Consider the following 19,685-nt stretch of genomic DNA (forward strand, 5'->3'; position numbering starts at 1 on the left):
CGTTCTGGCGGGGTGCGGCAGGCCGCTCCGGTCAGTGCAGTTCGGCCATCACCTCGATCTCCACGCGCACGTCGCGGGGCAACCGGGCGACCTGCACGGTGCTGCGCGCGGGGTAGGGGGCCCGGAAGTGCGCCTCGTACACGGCGTTCATGGCGGCAAACTCGTTCATGTCGGCCAGGAACACCGTGGTTTTCACCACGCGGTCCAGGTCGGTGCCAGCGGCGGCCAGCACGGCTTTCAGGTTCGCCATGACCTGCTCGGTCTGCTCGGTGATGCCGCCGTCCACGAGGTCCCCGGCGGGCGTCAGGGGAATCTGGCCGCTGGTGATCACCAGGTTCCCGAACGTGACGGCCTGGCTGTACGGGCCGATGGCGGCGGGGGCGTCCGGCGTCTGGATGATGTCTTTCATGCCTCCGAGCATACCGGCTGCCGTTTGCTGTTGCGTCCGGAGTCCCTGGGAAGCGGTCAGGGGCGGGTGCTGCTGAGGGACTTCTCGGCGGGCGCGGACGCCAGATTCAGGGCCGCGCTGGGATGCTTCAGGATGTGACTGGCGCGCTGCGTGGCCTGCGCCCGCTGCCACACCAGCAGGCCTACCAGCGCGGCCGTGCCGAGCAGGCCGATCAGGGCCCGCCGTTCCGGGACCAGCATGATGCCCAGCAGCGTGAAGTACGCGATCATCAGCAGCAGGTAGGTCAGCAGGCTGTTGCCGCGCTGCGTGCTGAGCAGCACGTCCACGTACACCGGGCCGTCCTCGCGGCGCAGTGGCAGCTGGTAGGTGGGCAGGCGGCCCTCGCGCTGAACGTCGATGATCAGCGCCGTGATGTTGTCCGGGCCGCCCCCGTCGTTCGCGGCGTTCACCAGCACGCGCGCCGTCGCCTCGGGTTCCAGCGGGCGCGAGAGCAGCAGCAGCAGTTCCTGATCAGTCACGACGCTGCTCAGGCCGTCACTGCACAGCAGCAGCCGGTCCCCGCTGCGCAGCGGCAGGCCGAACATCTCCAGCCGCACGCGTTCCTCGCCGCCCAGGGCGTTGCTGACCACGCTGCGCCACTGGTGGTCGCGGGCCTCGGCCTCGGTCATGTGGCCCAGCCGGACCTGCTCAGCCACCCAGGAGTGATCCTCGGTCAGGCGGTGCAGTTCGCCGCCGCGCAGCAGGTACGCCCGCGAGTCGCCCACGTGCGCGATCAACGCCGCGCCCCGGTCGATCAGCGCGGCCAGCAGCGTGGTGCCCATCCCAACGTACTCGCCGACCGCGTGGCGCAGCACGGCCACATTCGCGGACTGCACCGCCTCGGCCAGTCGTGCGGGGGGCGTGCCGCGCCCATCGAGGTACTGCTGACTCAGGGCGTCCAGCGCGAGGTTGGCGGCCAGCTCACCGGCGGCGTGACCGCCCATGCCGTCCGCCACGGCATACAGGCCGCCCTGGGGCAGGTCCAGCGCAGGGCGGCGTCCTGATTGACGCCACCCTGGCGCTGACGGCCCACATCCGTTAGCAGACCAGACGTCAGAGAGGGCGTCGCGGTGGCGCGCATGAGTTCAATATAAGCCACGCGGTCAGCTTGACCTGCGCGAAACCGAACACCGGCCCCACTGTACCCGGCACAGACGCCCTGTCAGGTGCGCTCCGGCAGGCGCCCCGCCGAGTGCAGATCCGCGAAAATCCCCACCACCACAGGATCGAACAGTTCCCCGGCGTGTTCGCTCAGGTAGGACAGGGCCTCGGCGGCGGGCCAGCCGTCCTTGTACGGACGGGCGCTGACCAGCGCGTCAAAGGTATCGACCACCCGCACGATCCGGCCCCCCAGCGGAATGGCCTCGCCCATCAGCCCGGCCGGGTACCCGCTGCCGTCCCAGCACTCGTGGTGCGTCAGGGCGATCTGCGCCGCCAGTTGCAGCAGTGGCCCGCCGTCCACCGCGCCCGGCTGGGTCAGCAGCCGCGCGCCCAGCCGGGTGTGCTCGGCCATGTGCGCCCACTCGTCCGGCAGCAGCGGCCCGCGCTTGAGCAGAATCGAATCCGGAATGCCGATCTTGCCCACGTCATGCAGCCGCGCCGCCAGCCCCAGTTGCGCAGCCTCGGCGGGCGCGCTGCCCAGCGCCAGCGCCACGGCCTGCGCGGCGTCCCCCACCCAGCGGGTGTGCGGTCCCAGCGGCTCGTCCCGGAACTCCGCGCAGCTGGCCAGCAGGTCGATTACGGCCCGCTGACTGCGCGCCAGTTGCGCCGTGCGGACCTGCACCTCCGCCTCCAGCTCCTCGCCGCGCATCCGGTGCAGCCGCGCCTCCTCCCGCGTGGCGTCCAGACCCACGCGCGCCTGCGTGGCCCGCGTCCGCTCGTGCGCGTGCAGGTCCCGGCGGCGCGAATCGAGCGCATGAAACGCCCGGTGGTGCCCCAGCGCGCCCGCGTGATCCCCCAGCGCCTCGCAGGCCTCGCAGGCTGCTAGATGCAGCGCGGCGTGCTCGGCCAGCAGCAGGTCCGGGGGGTTCAGGGTCAGCGCCGCACGCAGCCCGGCCAGTGCCGACGCCGCCTCGCCCTGCGCCACCTGCGCCCGCGCCAGCTCCGGCAGCACCTGAAGGGCCTGCCGGGTCGCGCCCGCCTGCCGCAGGGCCGCCAGCGCTGCGAGCGCCGATTCCTGCGCGGCCGCCGGATCGCCGCGCCGCAGGTGCACGTGCGCCAGCGCCGAGTGCGCCTCACCGCGCAGCGCCAGCCGCTCGCCCGGATCGGGTTCATCCGCGCCCCGGGGACCGGAGGGCCCGTCCAGCAGGTGCAGCGCCTCCAGCAGCGTTCCCTGCGCCGCTTGCAGGTCCGGCCCGTCCCCACCCGCCGGGGAGGCGTCCGGTGTGGAGGCTGCGGCCCCGGTGCCCGGCCCGCCAGCCGCCGGCGCACAGGCCCGCAACTGCACCTGCGCCAGCCTCACCAGCGTGTGCGCCAGCCCCGGCTGCCCCGGCAGCGTGCGCCGCACCCGCAGGCTGCCGTGCAGGGCGTGCAACGCCGCGCCGTGGTCCTCCTGCCCGGCATGCGCCTGCGCCAGGTCCTCGATCAGGTCCACTTCCAGGGCCGGGTCGGCGGCTTCCTGCGCCAGCCGCAGCGCCAGCCCCAGGTACTCCAGCGCCTCGGAATCGCACGCCAGGTTCCGCTGCGCGCACGCCGCCTCACGCCACGCCAGCGCCTGCGCCCGCAACTGCCCGCCCGGCAGGAACGCCACGCATTCCAGCAGCGCCCCCAGCGCCTCCTGCGACTGCCCCAGGCGATTCAGGGCCCGCCCGCGCGCGTACAGCGCCCCCGCCAGCGCCGCGTCGTCCCCGGCCCCCCTGGCCGCCGCCTCGGCCTGCGAGGCCGCCCGGAGCGCCACACTCCACTCCGGCCGCGGCTGATAGGACGCGCCATCCAGGCCAAAACGGGACTGGGCGAACCAGAAGGTCATAACGTCCCTATCAGAGCGCACCGGGCCACGGCCGCGAAACCGCCCCACAGGGTTCCTCCAGTGGGGGGGGCCACTGCGTGAAGCCGCCTGCGGCAACCCCGCTTGCCACGGTGGACTTTCCCGGCTCCTCAGCCTGATGTGTCTGCGTACCCGGCTTCAGTTGGCTGACGGGTAACGGATCTGCTCGCGCAGCCACAGCATCAGGGCCTCGGCGCTGGCCGGGTTGGTCGCCAGTGGAATGTCGTGCACGTCGCACAGGCGCACCAGCGCCGATACGTCCGGTTCGTGCGGCTGCGCGGTCAGCGGGTCCCGGAAGAAGAACACGGCCAGCACCCGCTCCTCGGCCAGTCGCGCCCCGATCTGCTGATCGCCGCCCAGCGGTCCGGACAGCACCCGCTCGACCTCCAGGCCCGTCTGCTTGGCCAGGATGCCGCCGGTCGTGCCGGTCGCCACCAGATGAAAGTGCTTCAGGGTCTCCCGGTGACTCAGGGCGAACAGGGCCAGCTCCAGCTTCTTCTTGTCGTGCGCGATCAGCGCCACCTGCCGCCGGTTATCAGGCTGCGTGGGCGCGGCGGAATCTGCTGCGGTCATGCCCGACATTCTTTCACGCTCGGCCTTTCACGCGCGGCGCGCTTACCGGCCTACGCAGCGTCCTGAATGCGGATGCGGCGGTACCGGGCCTGCACCACGCACCACACGCCGTAACACAGTGTCCCGACTGCCACGAGCCCCAGCAGCAGATTCCCCGACGGCTGGGAGTTCAGCCACGTCAGTGCCTGCGAGATGCCCACCGTTTCACTGGCCTTGCGGTTCCAGGCGGCGACCAGCGCAAAGCCGCCGATGATCAGCATCAGCACCCCGCGCGACCCGATGCCCAGCTGTCCGGTCTTCACGAGGAGGTCCTTCACGCGGCCGTTCACGCCCGCGAAGTTCATGCGCTTCATGAATTTTGCGCCGTACGCCGTGAACAGCTGACTGCCTGCCAGGGCCAGCAGCCCCAGCCCCACCAGTCCCAGCAGCAGCTGACCGCCCGGCAGGTTCAGGACCGTCCCGGCCGCCTGCGCCTGACTGTCCCCGCCCTGCGGGGCGCTGCCCGACGCGGCCAGCCGGGCCGTGAACACCGCCAGCGTCAGGTTTACGCCGCCGCTCAGCAGGTACCCCAGCCTCTTGGCGATCCCCTTGGCCGCCGTGCCCTGCCGCTCGGGGTCCAGCACGGCGCGGATCAGTTGCCACAGCGCGTACCCGACCAGCCCGACCGCCACCACGGCCAGCAGCGCCGACCCGCCCGGCAGGTCCTGCAATTTCAGCAGGGCGCCGCGCGTGTCCGTGGTACGGCCTCCGCGCCCCAGCGCCACGCTCAGGGCCAGGAACCCCACCGTGAAGTACACGACGCCCTTGCTGGCGTACCCGACGCGCGCCAGCGTCTCCAGGCCCGGCGCGGCCTGCTGCGCGGCGTTCCCGGCTGCCTCGCGGGTGTCCTGCAATCCGGCCTTCACCTGCTCGGCCCCACGACTCACGCGGCTGTTCACGTTCTTCAGGTCTGCCATCAGACCCGCAGTGTGAACGACACCCTCTCTGCGCGGACCTGAACGGTACCGGGAGGCCTTGAGCTGACATCCGCCTTTTCTTCATGCAACGTGGGCGGGGCGGTGGGAGAGGGAAGGGCGGCGCGGCCAGCACGGAATCCCGTACCGACGCGCGCCGCCCTGTGACCCTGACAGCCCTGTGACCCTGGATTCAGCTCAGCTCAGGGCAGTTCGACCTCGAAGTCCTTCACGTCGCTCAGGTAGTCGGTCATCCAGGCCTTCAGGGTCGCCTTGGTGTACCCGCCCGCGATGGGCATGGTGGAATCCAGGTAGTACGCGCCCTCGTACACGTACGACTGCGTGTAGTAGTTGCTGTTCCAGTCGTTCGTCAGTTCGGTGTCCAGGTCTTCCTCGCTGTCGCTGTAATCCCAGTAGGTGCTGGCCGTCACGCGGCTGCACTTGCCGGCCGAGCAGCTGCTAAGCCACACGCTGACCTCGTACTCGCCGGCCATGACGGTCATGCTGGGGTCACTGTCCGGGCTGACCGGGTCCATGGTGACGCGGTACCCGGCTTCCTTCAGGGCGGCCATCAGCGCGGCGGGGGTCGAGGCCACCACCTGCGCGTTCGCGCCGGTCACGGGAGCGCCCGCGCCGCCCGCCAGGGCCGGGGTGGACAGGGTGAGGACGAGCAGCGCAGCAGACACCAGATTTTTGTTCATGCTTCACAGTACGACGCCAGCCCGGGGGACGTGCACTCACCTGCACCGGGTGTATCGGCCCGTGTCCCGCCCACCAGAATGACCGGCCCGCTCCACCCAGTTCTCACTCAACTCACGCTGTGGCGGTGACATCGTGAGGATCATGACCGATGAGCGTCCCCCCCCCCCCCCCCCCCCCCCCCCCCCCCCCCCCCGCCCGCCGCAAACGCACCTTCGGCGTGTACATCGGCCGCTTCGAACCCCCCCACACCGCCCACCTGCACGTCATGCTCGAGGCCCTGCACAGCGTCCAGAAACTCATCATCGTGATCGGCAGCGCCCGCGCCGCCCGCAACACCAAGAACCCCTTCACCGCCGACGAACGCCAGGACCTCATCACCGCCATGCTCCAGGAAGCCGGCATTCCCCGCACCCGCCTGCTGTTCGTGCATGTGCGCGACTACTACTACAACGAAACCCTCTGGCTCAGCGAAGTCCAGGCCGGCGTGCACGCCCACACGCGCGGCAGCACCGACGTCGCCCTCATCGGCCACATCAAGGACGAGAGCAGCTACTACCTCCGCTCCTTCCCCGCCTGGGAATTCATCCCCACCCACGTCGTCAGCGACCTCAGCGCCACCGACGTCCGCCGCGCCTACTTCGAAGGCCGCCACGGTGACGCCGCCCAGATGGTCCCACCCGCCGTGAACGCCTTCCTGGACACCTTCCGGCACGGCCCCGACTACGCCGAACTGAAAGCCGAGTACGACCACCTGCGCGCCTACCGCGCCGCCTGGAAAGACGCGCCCCACCCACCCATCTTCGTCACCACCGACGCCGTCATCACCCGCAGCGGCCACGTCCTGATCGTCCGCCGCGCCGGACTGCCCGGCCGGGGCCGCCTCGCCATGCCCGGCGGGTTCCTCGAACAGCACGAAACCCTCCTCGCCTGCGCCATCCGCGAAACGCACGAGGAAACCGGCCTGAACCCCAGCATCGACCTCGCCGCCGCCCTGCGCTCACAGGCTGTCTTCGACTACCCCGACCGCAGCCTGCGCGGCCGCACCGTCACTCACGCCTACCACTTCGATCTCGGCATCGGGCAACTCCCACGCCTCAGCGGCGGCAGCGACGCCAGCGAAGCCCTCTGGATGCCCATCAGCGACGTCCTCGCCCGCCCCGAACTGTTCTTCGAGGACCACCACGCCATCATCGAACACTTCGTCATGCGCGGGTAAGGTGTCACCATGAATCTGCGCGCTGCCCGTTGTTATGTCGGTGACTTCGATGAGCTTGAGGTCTTCATGGTCATGTTCGACGAGGGACCAGACCGGGAAGACAGCAGCGTCGCCTTCCAGATCAGTCTGTTCGACGATGGACAGGACGAGGAGCTGGGGATGGACACCTACTGTCTCGTGCTGGGAGGCAGAGCCTGCACCTACGGGGGGATTCTGGCCGTGTCTCTGATCCAGAGGGTGCTGACACTCACGCTTGCAGAAGACGCTCAACAGGAGCTGGGGATTACCGGGATCACCGTTGACGTGACGGCTGTGATGGATCAGTGGCAGGACATTCAGAATGGATTGATACGCGTCCTCTCGCAGGCGCGGGAGACGCCCGACATCCGCCTCGGCTGAACTATCCCTACCTCCCATACCTTGCCCGACCGTGACGGAACTTCCGTGCGGGTGCGCCGGGCGCGCCTAGACTGTGCGGGTGTTGCCTGCCCGTTCTCCTTACGCCCGCCTGGAGGGGTTCCTGCGGGACACGCTGGGCGGCGGGGCGACGCGCCTGCATGAGGAGGAGCCGGTTCCGGCGCGGACGGTAGGCGTCTCGGAGCTGGGCTGGAGTGACGCGGTGGCACGCGGTTTCGGCTTTCCGACGGTGTTCGCGCATCAGGCGCGCACGTTCGAGCTGATGCGCTCGGGCGAGAACGTGATCATCACGACGCCCACGGCGAGCGGGAAGACCGGGGCGTTCTTTCCGGGTGTGTTCGACCGCCTGGAGCGGGATGCGGAGGCGACGGCGCTGTTCGTGTACCCGCTGGTGGCGCTGGGGCAGGATCAGCGGGACAAGCTGCTGGAGTTCCGCGAGCGGGGCGGGTTTGGGTGGGAGGTGGCGTCGTTTCAGGGGTCGGCGCAGGGGTCGGCCGTGTTCCGGCCGGGCGTGCGGATGGTGACGGCCACGCCGGACAAACTGCACTGGTCGCTGGTGCAGCCGGGTGTGCGGGACTTCCTGCGGAACCTGTCGTTTCTGGTGCTGGACGAGGCGCACACGTACCGGGGCGGCTTCGGCAGCGAGGTGGCGGGCATGTTGCGCCGTTTGCTGGCGCTGGCGCGGGCGCTGGGGGCCAACCCGCAGGTGATCCTGAGTACGGCGACCATCGGGAACCCGGCGGAGTTCGCGCGGGAACTGACGGGCGTGGACGCCACCGAGGTCAGCGAATCCGGCGCGCAGCGGCACGGGAAACGCTACTACCTCGCGGACCACAGGGGGCAGCCCCGGCGCTTCTGGAACGCGGTGATGGACGCCAGCGCCCGGTACGACCTGAAGGTCCTGGCGTTCTTCCGGGGGCGGTCGCGGGCGGCGCGGCTGTACTCCACGTACCGGGCGCAGTCGGGGTACGCGGGCCGCGCGCACCTGTACATGGCGGGCACCAGTGACCGCGAGGGCCGCCTGTCCGAGTTCCGCCGCACGCGCAGCGGCGTGATGTTCGCCACGAACGCCCTGGAAGCCGGGGTGGACATCGGGGACCTGGAGGTCGTGATCATCGACGGGTATCCGGGCTCGCGCATGGCGTTCCGGCAGATGGCGGGCCGCGCCGGGCGGATCGCGCCGGGACTGGTGCTGTACCTGCCGTCCCTGAACGAGCAGGGCGTCCCGCAGCCCGCCGACGCGTTTTACAGCAACGCCGGGAATTTTCTGGACCTGCTGACCGGCCCGATCGAGAAGGCGGTCGTGGAGGCGAACAACCCGTACCTGTCGCCCCGGCATCAGGCGCGCGCGAACGAGGAATTCTACGCGGCGGGCCTGCCGGAACCGCACGCGGCCGCTCTCAATGCGCCCCGCTACTGGAACCTGCGCGGCGAGGGCAGCCTGAAGTACGTGGTGGTCGAGGCCGCCGACTGGGAGCGGCTGGGAGTGAACGCGCTGGACAACCCGCTGGAGAGCCCCAGCCAGCACTACGCCCTGACCGAGAAGCACGAGGGCGCCGTGTTCACCCTGGACGGCCAGGGGTACAAGGTGCTGCGCTGGGAGAAACACGAGGGCGGGACCGTCATCCTGGTCGAGCGGCACGACACCGCCAACCTGTTCACGCGCGGCCTGTACACCATCGAGGTCACGCCCCGCGAGATGGGCCGGTGGGTGCAGCGCGGTCCGCTGGCGTACCGGCACGGCGAGGTCGTCATCCGCCGCCGCTACACCGGCTACCAGATGCTCCGGCAGGTGTTCGAGCGCGTCTGCGTGGGCTGCGACCGCGAACCCGGCCCCGCCGAACGCAGCTGCGTGAAATGCGGCGGCCGCATCCAGGACCGCATGCAGGACCACAAGCTCTCCGAGCACCTGTACGACACGCCCACCGAACTCCCCCCGTTCCGCACCAGTGCCCTGGAGGTCGGCGTGGACGCCCGCGCCACCGACTACCCCACCGCTGTGGCGCACACCCTGAAACACCTGCTCCAGAAGGTCACGCCCGAGCGGGTCGCCTGCGACGAGAACGACCTGTCCGGCGCGTTCCGCGAGGGCCGCGACACGTACTTCTTCCTGTACGACGACTGGCTGGGCGGCCTGGGCGTGTCACGCCGCGCCTCGCTGCACATGGACGACCTGCTGCGTCGCGCGCTGGACCTGACCGCCAAGACCTGCTGCCAGAACCCGCACGGCTGCTTCGAGTGCATCGCCGTGAGCCGCTGCTACTCGCCCACCCTGCCCAGCGGGGAACGCCGCCCCACCGACAAGCACGCCACCCGCGCGTTCCTCCAGGCGGTGCTGGGCGTCACCGACGAGCAGCTGCACCAGCCCGTTCCCGCGCACCTGCGGCCCGACCACACCAGCACTGGTCACACCGCACTGGCCTCCACTCTGCTGCCCACCTCGCCGCCCCTGCCTGACGCGCCGCCCGCCCCGCCCGTCGGCTGGCCCCTTCAGGCCCGCGAGTTGCTGGACCTGCACGGCCTGAGCCTCCCGGAAGTCAGCGCCCGCCTGGGCATTCCCAGCCGCGAACTGCAACGCGCTGTCAGTACAACCCAGCCGCTGCGCCTGAGACACGCGAAATTCGGCGATGGCGTGTTCATGCAGGGTTTCCACCAGGGCGAACGCCGCGAGGTCCTCGTGTACTTCCCCGGCGTGGGCCAGAAACGCCTGCTTCTCAAGTTCGCCGGGCTGACCGTCATCGAGGCCGTCCCCACGCCCGCCCGCTGAGCGCGCCCCCGCCCGCGCCGTCTTGACCCTGCCCGGCTGCCCCCGGTATACTCATGCCCGCCTGAAAAGGCGCTCCGGGCACACCCTAGGGATATGGTGTAATGGCAGCACAGCAGATTTTGGATCTGCTTGTCTAGGTTCGAATCCTAGTATCCCTGCCAGAACATAGCGGCTCTCCGACCACCATCGGGGAGCCGCTTCTGCATGCCCCCAGATCAAGCGGCGCCCCTTTTCTGACCAGATCATCATGAGGCCAAACGTGACGCGGCTCATGTTCAGTCAGCCCCCCTTCACCGCCCGTCAGGTACCGGCGCCTACGCTTGAGGAGAAGAAAAGCCGCTTCCAGACCCCACCAGCGCAGGCCATCCCGGCCGCGCCCAGGACAGAGCGGCCCCGGAGACCCCCATGAACAAAGCTGCCCTGATCCTCGCCGTCCTCTCCACCGTCACCCTGGGCACGCCCGCCTCCGCCGCCCCCAAACTCAGCGCGCAGAGCATCATCGTCAACCCCGTCCCTACCGACCTCAGCGTCCGCGTGTGGGTGGACCGGGACCCCGGCGGCAACGGTACGCCCACCTACCGCGTCGGCGACGAGATCCGCATCGCCGCCACCGTCAACGAGGACGCGTACGTGTACCTGTTCAACGTCAATCCGGACGGCACCACCGACCAGATCCTCCCCAACCACCTCAGCGGCACCCACTACGTCCGCGCCGGACAGACCCGCACCTTCCCCGCCCAGGGCGACAACTTCGTGTTCAACGTCAGCGGTCCGCGCGGCCTGAACAAGGTCCTGGTCATCGCCAGCCGCACCGAACTGAACCTCAGCCAGCTCAGCTCCTACCGCAGCGGCGAGGCGTTCGCCACCGTGAAACCCACCACCACCCCCGGCTTCGCGCAGGCCCTGAGCATCGTCGTGAACCCCATCGCGCAGCCCGTGCCGCAGCAGAACTGGACCAGCGACACCGTCCGCTACACCGTCGGCCGCTAACCCCGCACCAACCGCGCCGCCCCCGAGTGATCCGGGGGCGGCGATTTCTGGGCGGTCAGCTGTTGGGCCAGTAAGGCCACGCGACCTCGGCGGCGGGCGCATCCGGGTCGGCCTGATCCCAGTCGTAGGGGTAGACCTCCCGGCAGATCAGGTCGCTGCAAGTGCCGTGCGCGCCGGCGTACGCGGCAGTCACGTCGAAGGCTTCCAGGATGGCGGGGAACTCGAACTGACGTTTCGTGACCGTCACGTACGCCTCGTGATGCGCCTCCTCCTCCCGCAGCGTGATCCCGGCCGTGGGCGTCAGGGTGCCGGTGTAGGGCACGCAGACTTCGACGGGACCGTCGCTGTCGGCGGTCACCGCGCCGTGGTAGATCACGAAGGGCGGTCCGGCAATCGCGGCGCCCTGCGCGGGAATGAACTCGATCAGACGCTTGATGCTGGGCGGCAGGAATCCGTCCAGGTCCGGCTGGTAGACGCGCCGCTGGATGGTGGCGATCAGTCGGGTGGGCAGGTCGCGGGTGTGCACGGTGAACGTCTGGGTCATGGTGTCTCCTTCGAGGGTGTTCAGGACGTAGTCGGCGAGGGCGCGGTGGGCGCGGTGCTGCTGCTCGGCACTGGCCCAGTACCGGCGGATCAGGGCCGGTCGTTCGCTGGGGGCCGCCTGCAGCACGGTGCGGATGGCGCTCAGGGGCATGTTCAGTTGCCGCAGCAGGCCGATCAGCCGGGCCGCGTCCAGTTGCGCGGGCGCGTAGTAGCGGTACCCGGTGTGAGCGTCCACGTGCGTGGGCGGCAGGAGGCCCAGGTCGTCGTACAGCCGCAGGGCCTTGGAACTCAGGCGGGTCGCCTGCGCGAACGCACCGATGGTCATGAGGGACGTGGGGGGTGAGGGCAGGTCAGTCATAAGGGCAGTTCGGTCATGGGCGGGCCTCCGGAGGTGAGTCCAGCTTGAGCCCTGCCCCTGGGGAAAGGTCAAGGGGAGAGGCGCCCCTGACGCTGAGCGGGTAGCCTGCGGGGTATGAAGCCGCTTCTGCTGGGTCACCGTGGCACGCCCCGACTGCATACCGAGAACACCCTGGTGGGGTTTCAGGCGGCGATGGACGCCGGGCTGGACGGCGTGGAACTGGATGTGCGCCGCCTGATGGACGGCACGCTGGTCATTCATCACGATCCGGCCCTGAAGGGGGGCGGGTCGCTGCCCGAGATGAGCGCCGCCGATCTGCCCGCGCACGTGCCGACGCTGGACGCCGCACTGGCCTGGGCGGCAGACACGGGGGCGTTCGTGAACGTGGAGATCAAGTTCGAGGGTGCCCGCCCGGATGACCGGGTGCACCGCACGCTGGACGCCATTCGCGCGCACGGCCTGTCGCGGCGGGTGATCGTCAGTTCGTTCAGTCCGCTGGTGCTGGACGCGGCCCGGCATCACGCGCCGGAGATTGAGCGCGGCTTCCTGTTTCACCGGGCGTACCGGGTAGGCGCGCTGGACCTCGTGCCGCTGGTGATGCGGCGCGTGCAGGGGGCCGCGCTGCACCCCATGCATCCGCTGATCGATGACGCCCTGATGGCTCAGGCCCGCGCCCACGGCTGGCGCGTGAACACCTGGACCGTGAATGACGCCGCGCAGGTGGCCCGCCTGAAGGCGCTGGGCGTGGACACCCTGATCGGCGACCTGCCGGACGTGCTGCTCACCGCCCGCTGAAGAGGGGAGTGGAAGAGGGTTGTTGGTAGCCTTGACATGTCCGGGGGCACCGCGCACACGCTGTTGACCATCAGCCATCAGCCATCAGCCAGTCCTGCTGGTAGTGCTGCGCGAAGTCCTCGATGGTGTGGCCGGTGCTGCCGGTCAGGGTGTGCAGGTCCGTGGTGGTGGGGGCCGTGTCGTCCGCGCGGATGGGCGGGTAGATGGAGGCGATGCCGCGCGCTTCCTCCTCGTCGCTCTCGCCGGTGGAGACCAGGAAGTCCACGAAGCCGTCGTCGTCGACGGGACGGTACGTGATGGTGTGGCCCAGGGCGCTGCTCAGGGCGGCGGCAACGGCGTGCCGGTCGGTGGAGTGCGGGCCGGTCAGGTCGTACTCGCGGGCGTCGTGGCCGGGCTGGGTGAGGACGATCACGGCGGCGGCGGCGATGTCGCGCGTGTCGATGAAGCTGGTCCGGTGATCCCCGGCGGGTTCCGCGAACTCGTGGCGGTCGCGGACGCCGCGCCGGAACATCTGGTTGTAGTTCTGCATGAACCAGTTGGGGCGCAGGACCGTCCAGTTCAGGCCGCTGGCGCGCACGGCGTCCTCGGCCTCGCCCAGCGGGTTGTCGCCCTGCTCGGCACCGAACCCGGATTGCAGGACGACGCGCTCCACGCCCGCTTCCTTCATGACACTCAGGGCGCGGGCCAGGGTCTCTGTGTCCACGGTTTCCGGGACAATCAGGTACACGCCCTGCGCGCCAGTGGCGGCCTCGCGGACGCTGGCCTCGTCACCGAAGTCGAAGTGCACGGCGTGCGCGCCGGGCGGGAACGACGCCCCCTGTGGGTGGCGGGTGCCTGCGCGGACCTGCTGTCCGGCGCTCAGAAGCTGGGGCACGAGTTCGCGCCCGACGTTTCCAGTGGCGGCAGTGACGAGAATCATGACCTGACTGTAGGTGCCGGGGACTGTCAACCTGGAGTCCGGGTGCCAGTGTGAAGGAACGCTCTGGGGGTTCTGCGGCTCACAATTGCTTGACAGCGCCCTGATGCGAGGAGCCTACTTTAATTCTCATGAACCGAATACTGCTGACGGCAGCCCTGCTGGGCTTGACGAACGCTTCTCTGGCTTCCGCGCAGACCACCGTGGAATTCTGGCATTCCTTCGGGGACGCCAAACGCAGCGGCTGGATTCAGGCCCGCGCGGACGAGTACAACAAGACGCACAGCGGCGTGAAGGTCGTCCCCAGTTACAAGGGCAGCTACAACGACAGCCTGCAGGCGACCATCCTCGCCGCGCGGCAGGGTAAGGCCCCGGCACTCGTGCAGATCTTCGAGGTCGGCAGTCAGCTGGCGCTGGACAGCGGCGCGTTCCAGCCGGTCAGCAGTGTCAAGAACGTCGATTTCAGCGATTACATCAAGCCCGTCATCAACTACTACACCATCGGCGGGAAGGTGAACAGCCTGCCGTTCAACTCCAGCAGCCCGGTCCTGTACTTCAACCAGGACCTGATGAAGAAAGCGGGCCTGAACCCCAAGCAGCCGCCCACCACGTACGGCGGACTGATCAAGGCCTGCCAGAAGATCGAGGCGGCCAACCTGGACACCACCTGCTTCGGCATGAGCCTGAACGGCTGGTTCATCGAGCAGTGGATGGCGCAGCAGGGCGCGCCGCTCCTGAACAACGGCAACGGCCGCCAGGGCCGCGCGACCGCCACGAACCTCGACAGTAAAGCCGCGAAGAACATCTTCACGTTCTTCAAGACCATGCAGGACCGCAAGTACTACACCTACACCGGCAAACTGGAAGACTGGGACGGCAGCGACGCCATCTTCACGAACCAGAAGTCCGTGTTCCACATCACGTCCACCGCCGACATCGGCAACATCCGCGACGCCGCGAAGAAAGCCGGCTTCAGCGTTGGCGTGGGCGTTCTGCCCATCGCGGACGGCAGCAAACGCAACGGCGTGGTGATCGGCGGGGCCAGCCTGTGGATCAGCAAGGGAATCAGCAAACCCCAGGCGGAAGGCGCGCTGGACTTCGCGCTGTACATGACGAACACGCAGAACATGGCCGAGTGGCACAAACTGACCGGGTACTACCCCGTGCGTCAGAGCAGCATCGAGCTGCTGCGCAAGCAGGGCTGGTTCACGCAGACGCCCCTGCAACTCGTGGCGTTCAACCAGCTGACCCGCACCGTGCCCAGCGCCGCCACCGCCGGTGGCCTGAACGGCGCGGCCATCCAGACCCGCAAGATCATGGAAGAAGGCGTGCAGAAAGTCCTGGGCGGGCAGAACGTGGACGCCGCGCTGAAGGAAACCAAGGCCCGCGCCGACGCCGCCCTGGCCGAGTACAACGCGAACTTCAAGTAATACGGACTCCGATTGAATGGCTTGCAAAGCCGTTCAATCCGAGTGGACGCGAGTAGGAGCAAAGAGGATTCCGGGCGTGGAGTTGGCAACCCGGTGCATGGGCGGGTTGTTAACGAAACAGACGGAATCCGTATAAGCGCCGGACCTGTCAGGATCACGCCGTCACCGTGCGCTGACCCCAACCGTCCTGCCCGCCGCGCGGCCCGCTCCCTCCCTGACGGAGGGTGGGCCGCCCGCGTCATTCCAGCCCCTGTGTTCCGGCTGCACCCTTTCCTGGAGGTACCCCGCATGACCGCCCTCTCCGACCCCCCCGTCCGCCCATGCTGAGCCCTGGCCGCGCCCGCCCCACCCCGGACGCCGGGGAGAACGCCGTGTTCCGGGGCCGCGCCCTGCCGTGGGTGTTCCTGCTGCCCAGCCTGCTGATCCTGGCGGTGTTCATCTACCTGCCGGCCCTGCAGACGCTCAGGCTGGCCGCGTACCGCGCGAACGTGATCCTGGGCACCGAGCAGTTCGTGGGCCTCGCCAATTTCGCCGAGTTGCTGTCCAGCCCCGCGTACCGGCAGGTGGCGCTCCAGACGCTGGTGTTCACGGTCCTGACCGTCACGTTCGGGCTGCTGCTGTCCCTGGGACTGGCGTGGCTGGCCAGTCGTCCCGTGCGCGGCGCGAGTACGTACCGCCTGCTGCTGATCTACCCCTACGCCCTGAGCCCCGCCATTGCCGGAACGCTGTGGCTGTTCCTGTTCAACCCGGAGATCGGCGTGGTGAACGCCCTGCTGGGCGAACTGTTCGGCGTGCGCCCCCGCTGGCTGGACACGCCCGTCCTGGCGTTCGGGCTGGTCACGCTGGCCGCCATCTGGAAGGGACTGGCGTACAACATCGTGTTCTACCTGGCCAGCATTCAGAACCTGCCGGGCGACGTGATGGAAGCCGCCGAGATCGACGGCGCGACCCCCGCGCAGGTGTTCTGGCGCGTGGCGTTCCCGCTGCTGAGCCCCATCACGTTCTTCCTGGTGTTCACGAACATCATCGCGGCGCTGTTCGACTCGTTCGCCCTGACGGACATCCTCACGCGCGGCGGGCCGTACACCGGGAATGCCGGGGCGACCACGTTCCTGGTGTACCAGCTGTACCAGGACGGCTTCGTGAACTTCAAGACCGGCGCGGCCGCCGCGCAGGCCGCCCTGATGCTGGCGCTGGTGGCGTTCGTCACCTGGATGCAGTTCCGGCTGGGCGAGAGGCGGGTGCACTATGGCAGTTAAGCACCCGGCCGCGCCGCCCGCCCGCGCGGACCGCGCCGCCCCCCGCTCCCGCCGCGCGCGTGGCGTGTGGGTCACGCACGCCGCGCTGATCCTGGCGATCCTGATCATCAGCGCGCCCCTGATCTTCGCGGTCATCAAGAGCACCCAGACGTCCAGCGTCGTCCTGAGCCCCAGCCTGCTGCCCGGCGGCGCGTTCCTTCAGAACCTCTCGGGCGTGTGGGAGGACGCGCACCTGGGCCGCTACATGCGCAACAGCCTCGTGGTGGCCGTGTGTGTCACGGCCGGAAAGACCACCCTGGCCCTGCTGGCCGCGCTGGCATTCGTGTACTTCCGCTTTCCGCTGAAGGGCGCGGCGTTCACGCTGGTCCTGCTGTCCCTGATGCTGCCCACCGAGGTGCTGATCATCGCGCTGTTCGATCTGGTCAGCCGCGACCTGAAGTGGGCGAACACGTACGCCGCGATCATCGTGCCGTTCCTGGCCAGCGCGACCGGCACGTTCCTGTTCCGGCAGCACTTCCTGAGCATCCCTACCAGCCTCGCTGACGCCGCCCGTATCGACGGCTGCGGCCCGCTGCGGTACCTGACGCACATCCTGATTCCCATGAGCACCAACACCATCGGCGCGCTGGCCGTCATTCAGTTCGTGTACGCCTGGGATCAGTACATCTGGCCGCTGGTGATCATGCAGCAGGACGACAAACAGGTCGTGCAGGTGGGCCTGCGCAAACTGATCGAGGTGGGCGGGCAGACCGACTGGGGCGCCGTGATGGCCGGCGCCGTCATCACGGCCCTGCCGCCCCTGATCGTGTTCACGGCCCTGCAGAAGCAGTTCAGCAGGGGTTTCGCGCTCACCGAGGACAAGTAGGCACTCGGGAGCCACGCACCTCCCTGACTCCGGGCTGACCGGCCGCGCACGTTCCTCTGACGTGCGCGGCTTCAACTGACGGATGTGAATCCCTCATTGACCGCTCGTACGTCCGTGAAAGCCCTCATGATCCGCCTGTCTGCTGCGCTGGCGCTGGGCGTGGGGTCCGCGCAGGCCGTCACGCTGGCCGGGTACGCGGAACTGCCCGCCGATACCTTCGCTGCCGGCCCCGCCAGTGGCGCGTGGAGTAACGGCCTGCGCGGCCAGCCCCGCTTTCAGGGGCAGCCGGTGCAGGGCTTCAGCGGCGTGCAGTTCGCGCCGGACGGCACCTACCTGTTCCTCAGCGACAACGGGTTCGGCGCGAAGAACAACAGCGCCGACGCCCTGCTGCGCCTGAACCGCCTGACCCTCACCCCGAAGACCGCGCCCACGGGAACCGGGAAGGTGGAGGTGGGGGCGTTCATTCAACTGCGTGACCCGGAGCGGCGCGTGCCGTGGCAGATCGTGAACGAGGCCAGTCCGGAGCGCCTGCTGACCGGCGCGGACTTCGACCCGGAAGGCTTCGTGGTTGCGCCCGACGGGACCCTGTGGGTGGGCGACGAGTTCGGCCCGTACCTGCTGCACTTCAGCGCGGACGGCGTGCTGCTGACCGCGCCCATGCCCACCCCAAACCTGCCGGGCCTGCCCACCCTGACCGGCCGGTCGCCCATCGTGATCGGGCACCGGGGCAGCAGCGGCACCCGCCCGGAACACACCCTGGAAGCGTACCGAGTGGCCATCGAGGCGGGCGCGGACTTCATCGAGCCGGATCTGGTCGTCACGAAAGACGGCGTGCTGGTCGCCCGGCACGAACCCGTCATGGTCATCCTGGATAAGGACGGCAAGGTCACGGAGGCCACCACCGACGTCGCCACCCGCCCCGAATTCGCCGGGCGCGTGAAGACCAAGAACCTCGACGGGCAGGACGTCACGGGGTACTGGGTCGAGGATTTCACGCTGCCGGAACTCAAGACCCTGCGCGCCGTGGAACGCCTCCCGGCGCTGCGCGGCCGCACCTTCGATGGGCAGTTCGAGGTGCCCACCCTGAGCGAGATCATCGCCCTGATCCGCGACACCGAAACCCGCACCGGCCGCCGGGTCGGTATCTACCCCGAAACGAAACACCCCACCTTCATGGCCGCGCAGGCCGGCGTGAACACCTCGCAACTGCTGATCGACACCCTGAAGAAGGAGGGGTTCACGGACCCGGCGCGCGTGTTCATCCAGTCCTTCGAGACCACCAACCTGCGCGACCTGAACAGCACCATCATGCCCGCCGCCGGCGTGAAACTCCCGCTGGTGCAGTTGCTGGGCGGCCAGACCGGCGCGCCCTACGACCTGAGCGCCCGCAAGGACCCCCGCCAGAACGCCGACCTGACCACCCCGGCCGGCCTGCGCGACATCGCCACGTACGCCAGCGGCATCGGCCCCAGCAAGGGCTGGATCATCGACGGTAAGGGGCAGACCACGGACTTCGTGACCCGCGCGCACGCCGCCGGGCTGCTCGTGCATCCGTACACCTTCCGGAACGAACCCACCTTCCTGCCCGCCCAGTACGCCAACAACCCCGAAGCCGAGATGCGGCAGGCCATTCAGGCGGGCGTGGACGGCCTGTTCACCGACTTCCCCGCCACCGGCGCGAAAGTGGTCGCCGAGTACGCCGCGCCCGAAGTCCGCAGCCCTCAGCACCCCGCCTTCACGCAGGGCGGCAGCAGCAGCGCCGCCACGCTGGGCAGCAGCGGCGGCTTCGAGGGCCTGACCCTCAGCCCCGACGGGAAGACCCTGTACGCCCTGCTGGAAAAAACCGTGGCTGGCGACGCGCCCGGCCAGCTGCGCCTGCACGCCATCGACCTCGCCACGCAGAAGTGGACCCTGACCGGCCGTTACCCGCTCGACGCGCCCGGCAACGCCATCGGGGACATCACGCCCGTGAACGCCTCGGAACTGATCGTCATCGAACGCGACGGTGGCAGCGGCGACGCCGCCCGCACCAAACGCCTCTACCGCGTCAGCCTGACCGACCGGAACACCGACGGCACCCTGAAAAAGACCCTGCTGGCCGACCTGCTGAACATCGCCGACCCGCAGGGCCTGGCACCCAGCACGACCGGCGGCGTGTTCCGCTTCCCGTACGTGACCATCGAGAACGTCATCGTGCTCGACGCCACCACCGTCCTCGTCGCCAACGACAACAACTACCCCGGCACCGGCGGGCGCGGCGCGGCCATCAAGGACACCAACGAGTTCATCTGGCTGAAACTCGACGCGCCCCTGACCCTCGCGCCCGGCGTCGGCCGCCGCTGATACGGACTCCGATTGAATGGCTTGCAGAGCCGCTGGGTCCGAGCGGACTCGCAGAGCTTCGCAGAAGAGCGAGAAGGAGAGAAAACGCCCCTCCGGGCGTGGAGTTGGCAACCCGGTGATGTTC

Annotated in this window: 16 protein-coding genes, 1 tRNA gene and 1 pseudogene; 10 read left to right on the forward strand and 8 right to left on the reverse strand. The window is 69.1% G+C overall.

Annotated features, from left to right (window positions below; genetic code table 11):
- Positions 1–31: 31 nt before the first annotated feature.
- The 6 genes and pseudogenes from M8445_RS06880 to M8445_RS06905 form a co-directional block, all read right to left on the reverse strand.
- A complete protein-coding gene (locus M8445_RS06880) occupies positions 32–409 on the reverse strand; it encodes a RidA family protein (RefSeq protein ID WP_273990602.1) in 378 nt (125 codons plus the stop codon).
- 56 nt (positions 410–465) lie between these two features.
- Positions 466–1,529, reverse strand: a pseudogene (locus M8445_RS06885) (PP2C family protein-serine/threonine phosphatase).
- Positions 1,530–1,610: 81 nt separating this feature from the next.
- Positions 1,611–3,344, reverse strand: a complete 1,734-nt coding sequence (locus M8445_RS06890; protein WP_273990603.1) for an HD domain-containing phosphohydrolase — start codon at positions 3,342–3,344, stop codon at positions 1,611–1,613.
- Between the two features lie 228 nt (positions 3,345–3,572).
- A complete protein-coding gene (locus M8445_RS06895; RefSeq protein ID WP_273990605.1) occupies positions 3,573–4,007 on the reverse strand; it encodes a methylglyoxal synthase in 435 nt (144 codons plus the stop codon).
- Positions 4,008–4,057: 50 nt separating this feature from the next.
- Positions 4,058–4,963, reverse strand: a complete 906-nt coding sequence (locus M8445_RS06900) for a DUF1206 domain-containing protein (RefSeq protein WP_273990606.1) — start codon at positions 4,961–4,963, stop codon at positions 4,058–4,060.
- 200 nt (positions 4,964–5,163) lie between these two features.
- Positions 5,164–5,661, reverse strand: coding sequence for a YbjN domain-containing protein (locus M8445_RS06905; protein ID WP_273990607.1), 498 nt, complete (start codon positions 5,659–5,661; stop codon positions 5,164–5,166).
- Positions 5,662–5,810: 149 nt separating this feature from the next.
- On the opposite strand from M8445_RS06905, the gene M8445_RS06910 reads away from it, so the two are divergent.
- The 5 genes from M8445_RS06910 to M8445_RS06930 all read left to right on the forward strand — a co-directional run bounded on the left by M8445_RS06910 (position 5,811) and on the right by M8445_RS06930 (position 11,052).
- Positions 5,811–6,878 (forward strand): bifunctional nicotinamide-nucleotide adenylyltransferase/Nudix hydroxylase, encoded by a 1,068-nt coding sequence (locus M8445_RS06910; protein WP_273990609.1) that lies wholly within the window; start codon positions 5,811–5,813, stop codon positions 6,876–6,878.
- 9 nt (positions 6,879–6,887) lie between these two features.
- The gene (locus M8445_RS06915; protein ID WP_273990610.1) at positions 6,888–7,277 is read left to right on the forward strand and encodes an Imm10 family immunity protein; all 390 of its coding nucleotides are present in this window, start codon (positions 6,888–6,890) and stop codon (positions 7,275–7,277) included.
- A 79-nt stretch (positions 7,278–7,356) separates the two neighbouring features.
- Complete coding sequence (locus tag M8445_RS06920) at positions 7,357–10,062, forward strand: DEAD/DEAH box helicase (protein WP_273990611.1); 2,706 nt, start codon at positions 7,357–7,359, stop codon at positions 10,060–10,062.
- A gap of 87 nt (positions 10,063–10,149) precedes the next feature.
- Positions 10,150–10,223, forward strand: a tRNA-Gln gene (locus M8445_RS06925).
- 244 nt (positions 10,224–10,467) lie between these two features.
- Entirely contained in the window at positions 10,468–11,052 is a 585-nt protein-coding gene (locus M8445_RS06930; protein WP_273990612.1) for a DUF4384 domain-containing protein, read from the forward strand.
- A 55-nt stretch (positions 11,053–11,107) separates the two neighbouring features.
- Here M8445_RS06930 and M8445_RS06935 read toward each other — a convergent pair whose 3' ends face one another.
- Complete coding sequence (locus M8445_RS06935) at positions 11,108–11,953, reverse strand: MerR family transcriptional regulator (protein WP_273990613.1); 846 nt, start codon at positions 11,951–11,953, stop codon at positions 11,108–11,110.
- 114 nt (positions 11,954–12,067) lie between these two features.
- Here M8445_RS06935 and M8445_RS06940 point away from each other — a divergent pair, with 114 nt between their 5' ends.
- A complete protein-coding gene (locus M8445_RS06940) occupies positions 12,068–12,748 on the forward strand; it encodes a glycerophosphodiester phosphodiesterase (RefSeq protein ID WP_273990615.1) in 681 nt (226 codons plus the stop codon).
- Positions 12,749–12,818: 70 nt separating this feature from the next.
- On the opposite strand, the gene M8445_RS06945 is transcribed toward M8445_RS06940, so the two are convergent.
- Positions 12,819–13,667, reverse strand: a complete 849-nt coding sequence (locus tag M8445_RS06945) for an NAD(P)H-binding protein (RefSeq protein WP_273990616.1) — start codon at positions 13,665–13,667, stop codon at positions 12,819–12,821.
- A gap of 128 nt (positions 13,668–13,795) precedes the next feature.
- Between M8445_RS06945 and M8445_RS06950 the strand changes: the two genes are divergently transcribed.
- From M8445_RS06950 to M8445_RS06965, 4 genes are all read left to right on the forward strand, one after another.
- Entirely contained in the window at positions 13,796–15,094 is a 1,299-nt protein-coding gene (locus tag M8445_RS06950) for an ABC transporter substrate-binding protein (RefSeq protein ID WP_273990618.1), read from the forward strand.
- 320 nt (positions 15,095–15,414) lie between these two features.
- A complete protein-coding gene (locus tag M8445_RS06955) occupies positions 15,415–16,353 on the forward strand; it encodes a carbohydrate ABC transporter permease (RefSeq protein WP_273990619.1) in 939 nt (312 codons plus the stop codon).
- Positions 16,343–17,218 carry a carbohydrate ABC transporter permease gene (locus tag M8445_RS06960; RefSeq protein WP_273990621.1) on the forward strand — a complete coding sequence of 292 codons (876 nt, stop codon included), beginning with the start codon at positions 16,343–16,345 and terminating at the stop codon, positions 17,216–17,218. Before M8445_RS06955 ends, M8445_RS06960 begins: the two co-directional genes overlap by 11 nt.
- Before the next feature lie 126 nt (positions 17,219–17,344).
- Complete coding sequence (locus tag M8445_RS06965) at positions 17,345–19,561, forward strand: esterase-like activity of phytase family protein (RefSeq protein WP_273990623.1); 2,217 nt, start codon at positions 17,345–17,347, stop codon at positions 19,559–19,561.
- Positions 19,562–19,685 lie beyond the last annotated feature (124 nt).

This window comes from Deinococcus aquaticus (assembly GCF_028622095.1).
GTDB lineage: Bacteria > Deinococcota > Deinococci > Deinococcales > Deinococcaceae > Deinococcus > Deinococcus aquaticus.

Coding starts and splice junctions, on each gene's coding strand:
- M8445_RS06880 (WP_273990602.1), bottom strand. CDS start 409: ATGAAAGACATCATCCAGACGCCGGACGCCCCCGCCGCCATCGGCCCG.
- M8445_RS06895 (WP_273990605.1), bottom strand. CDS start 4,007: ATGACCGCAGCAGATTCCGCCGCGCCCACGCAGCCTGATAACCGGCGG.
- M8445_RS06900 (WP_273990606.1), bottom strand. CDS start 4,963: ATGGCAGACCTGAAGAACGTGAACAGCCGCGTGAGTCGTGGGGCCGAG.
- M8445_RS06905 (WP_273990607.1), bottom strand. CDS start 5,661: ATGAACAAAAATCTGGTGTCTGCTGCGCTGCTCGTCCTCACCCTGTCC.
- M8445_RS06910 (WP_273990609.1), top strand. CDS start 5,811: ATGAGCGTCCCCCCCCCCCCCCCCCCCCCCCCCCCCCCCCCCCCCGCC.
- M8445_RS06915 (WP_273990610.1), top strand. CDS start 6,888: ATGAATCTGCGCGCTGCCCGTTGTTATGTCGGTGACTTCGATGAGCTT.
- M8445_RS06930 (WP_273990612.1), top strand. CDS start 10,468: ATGAACAAAGCTGCCCTGATCCTCGCCGTCCTCTCCACCGTCACCCTG.
- M8445_RS06935 (WP_273990613.1), bottom strand. CDS start 11,953: ATGACTGACCTGCCCTCACCCCCCACGTCCCTCATGACCATCGGTGCG.
- M8445_RS06940 (WP_273990615.1), top strand. CDS start 12,068: ATGAAGCCGCTTCTGCTGGGTCACCGTGGCACGCCCCGACTGCATACC.
- M8445_RS06945 (WP_273990616.1), bottom strand. CDS start 13,667: ATGATTCTCGTCACTGCCGCCACTGGAAACGTCGGGCGCGAACTCGTG.
- M8445_RS06950 (WP_273990618.1), top strand. CDS start 13,796: ATGAACCGAATACTGCTGACGGCAGCCCTGCTGGGCTTGACGAACGCT.
- M8445_RS06955 (WP_273990619.1), top strand. CDS start 15,415: ATGCTGAGCCCTGGCCGCGCCCGCCCCACCCCGGACGCCGGGGAGAAC.
- M8445_RS06960 (WP_273990621.1), top strand. CDS start 16,343: ATGGCAGTTAAGCACCCGGCCGCGCCGCCCGCCCGCGCGGACCGCGCC.
- M8445_RS06965 (WP_273990623.1), top strand. CDS start 17,345: ATGATCCGCCTGTCTGCTGCGCTGGCGCTGGGCGTGGGGTCCGCGCAG.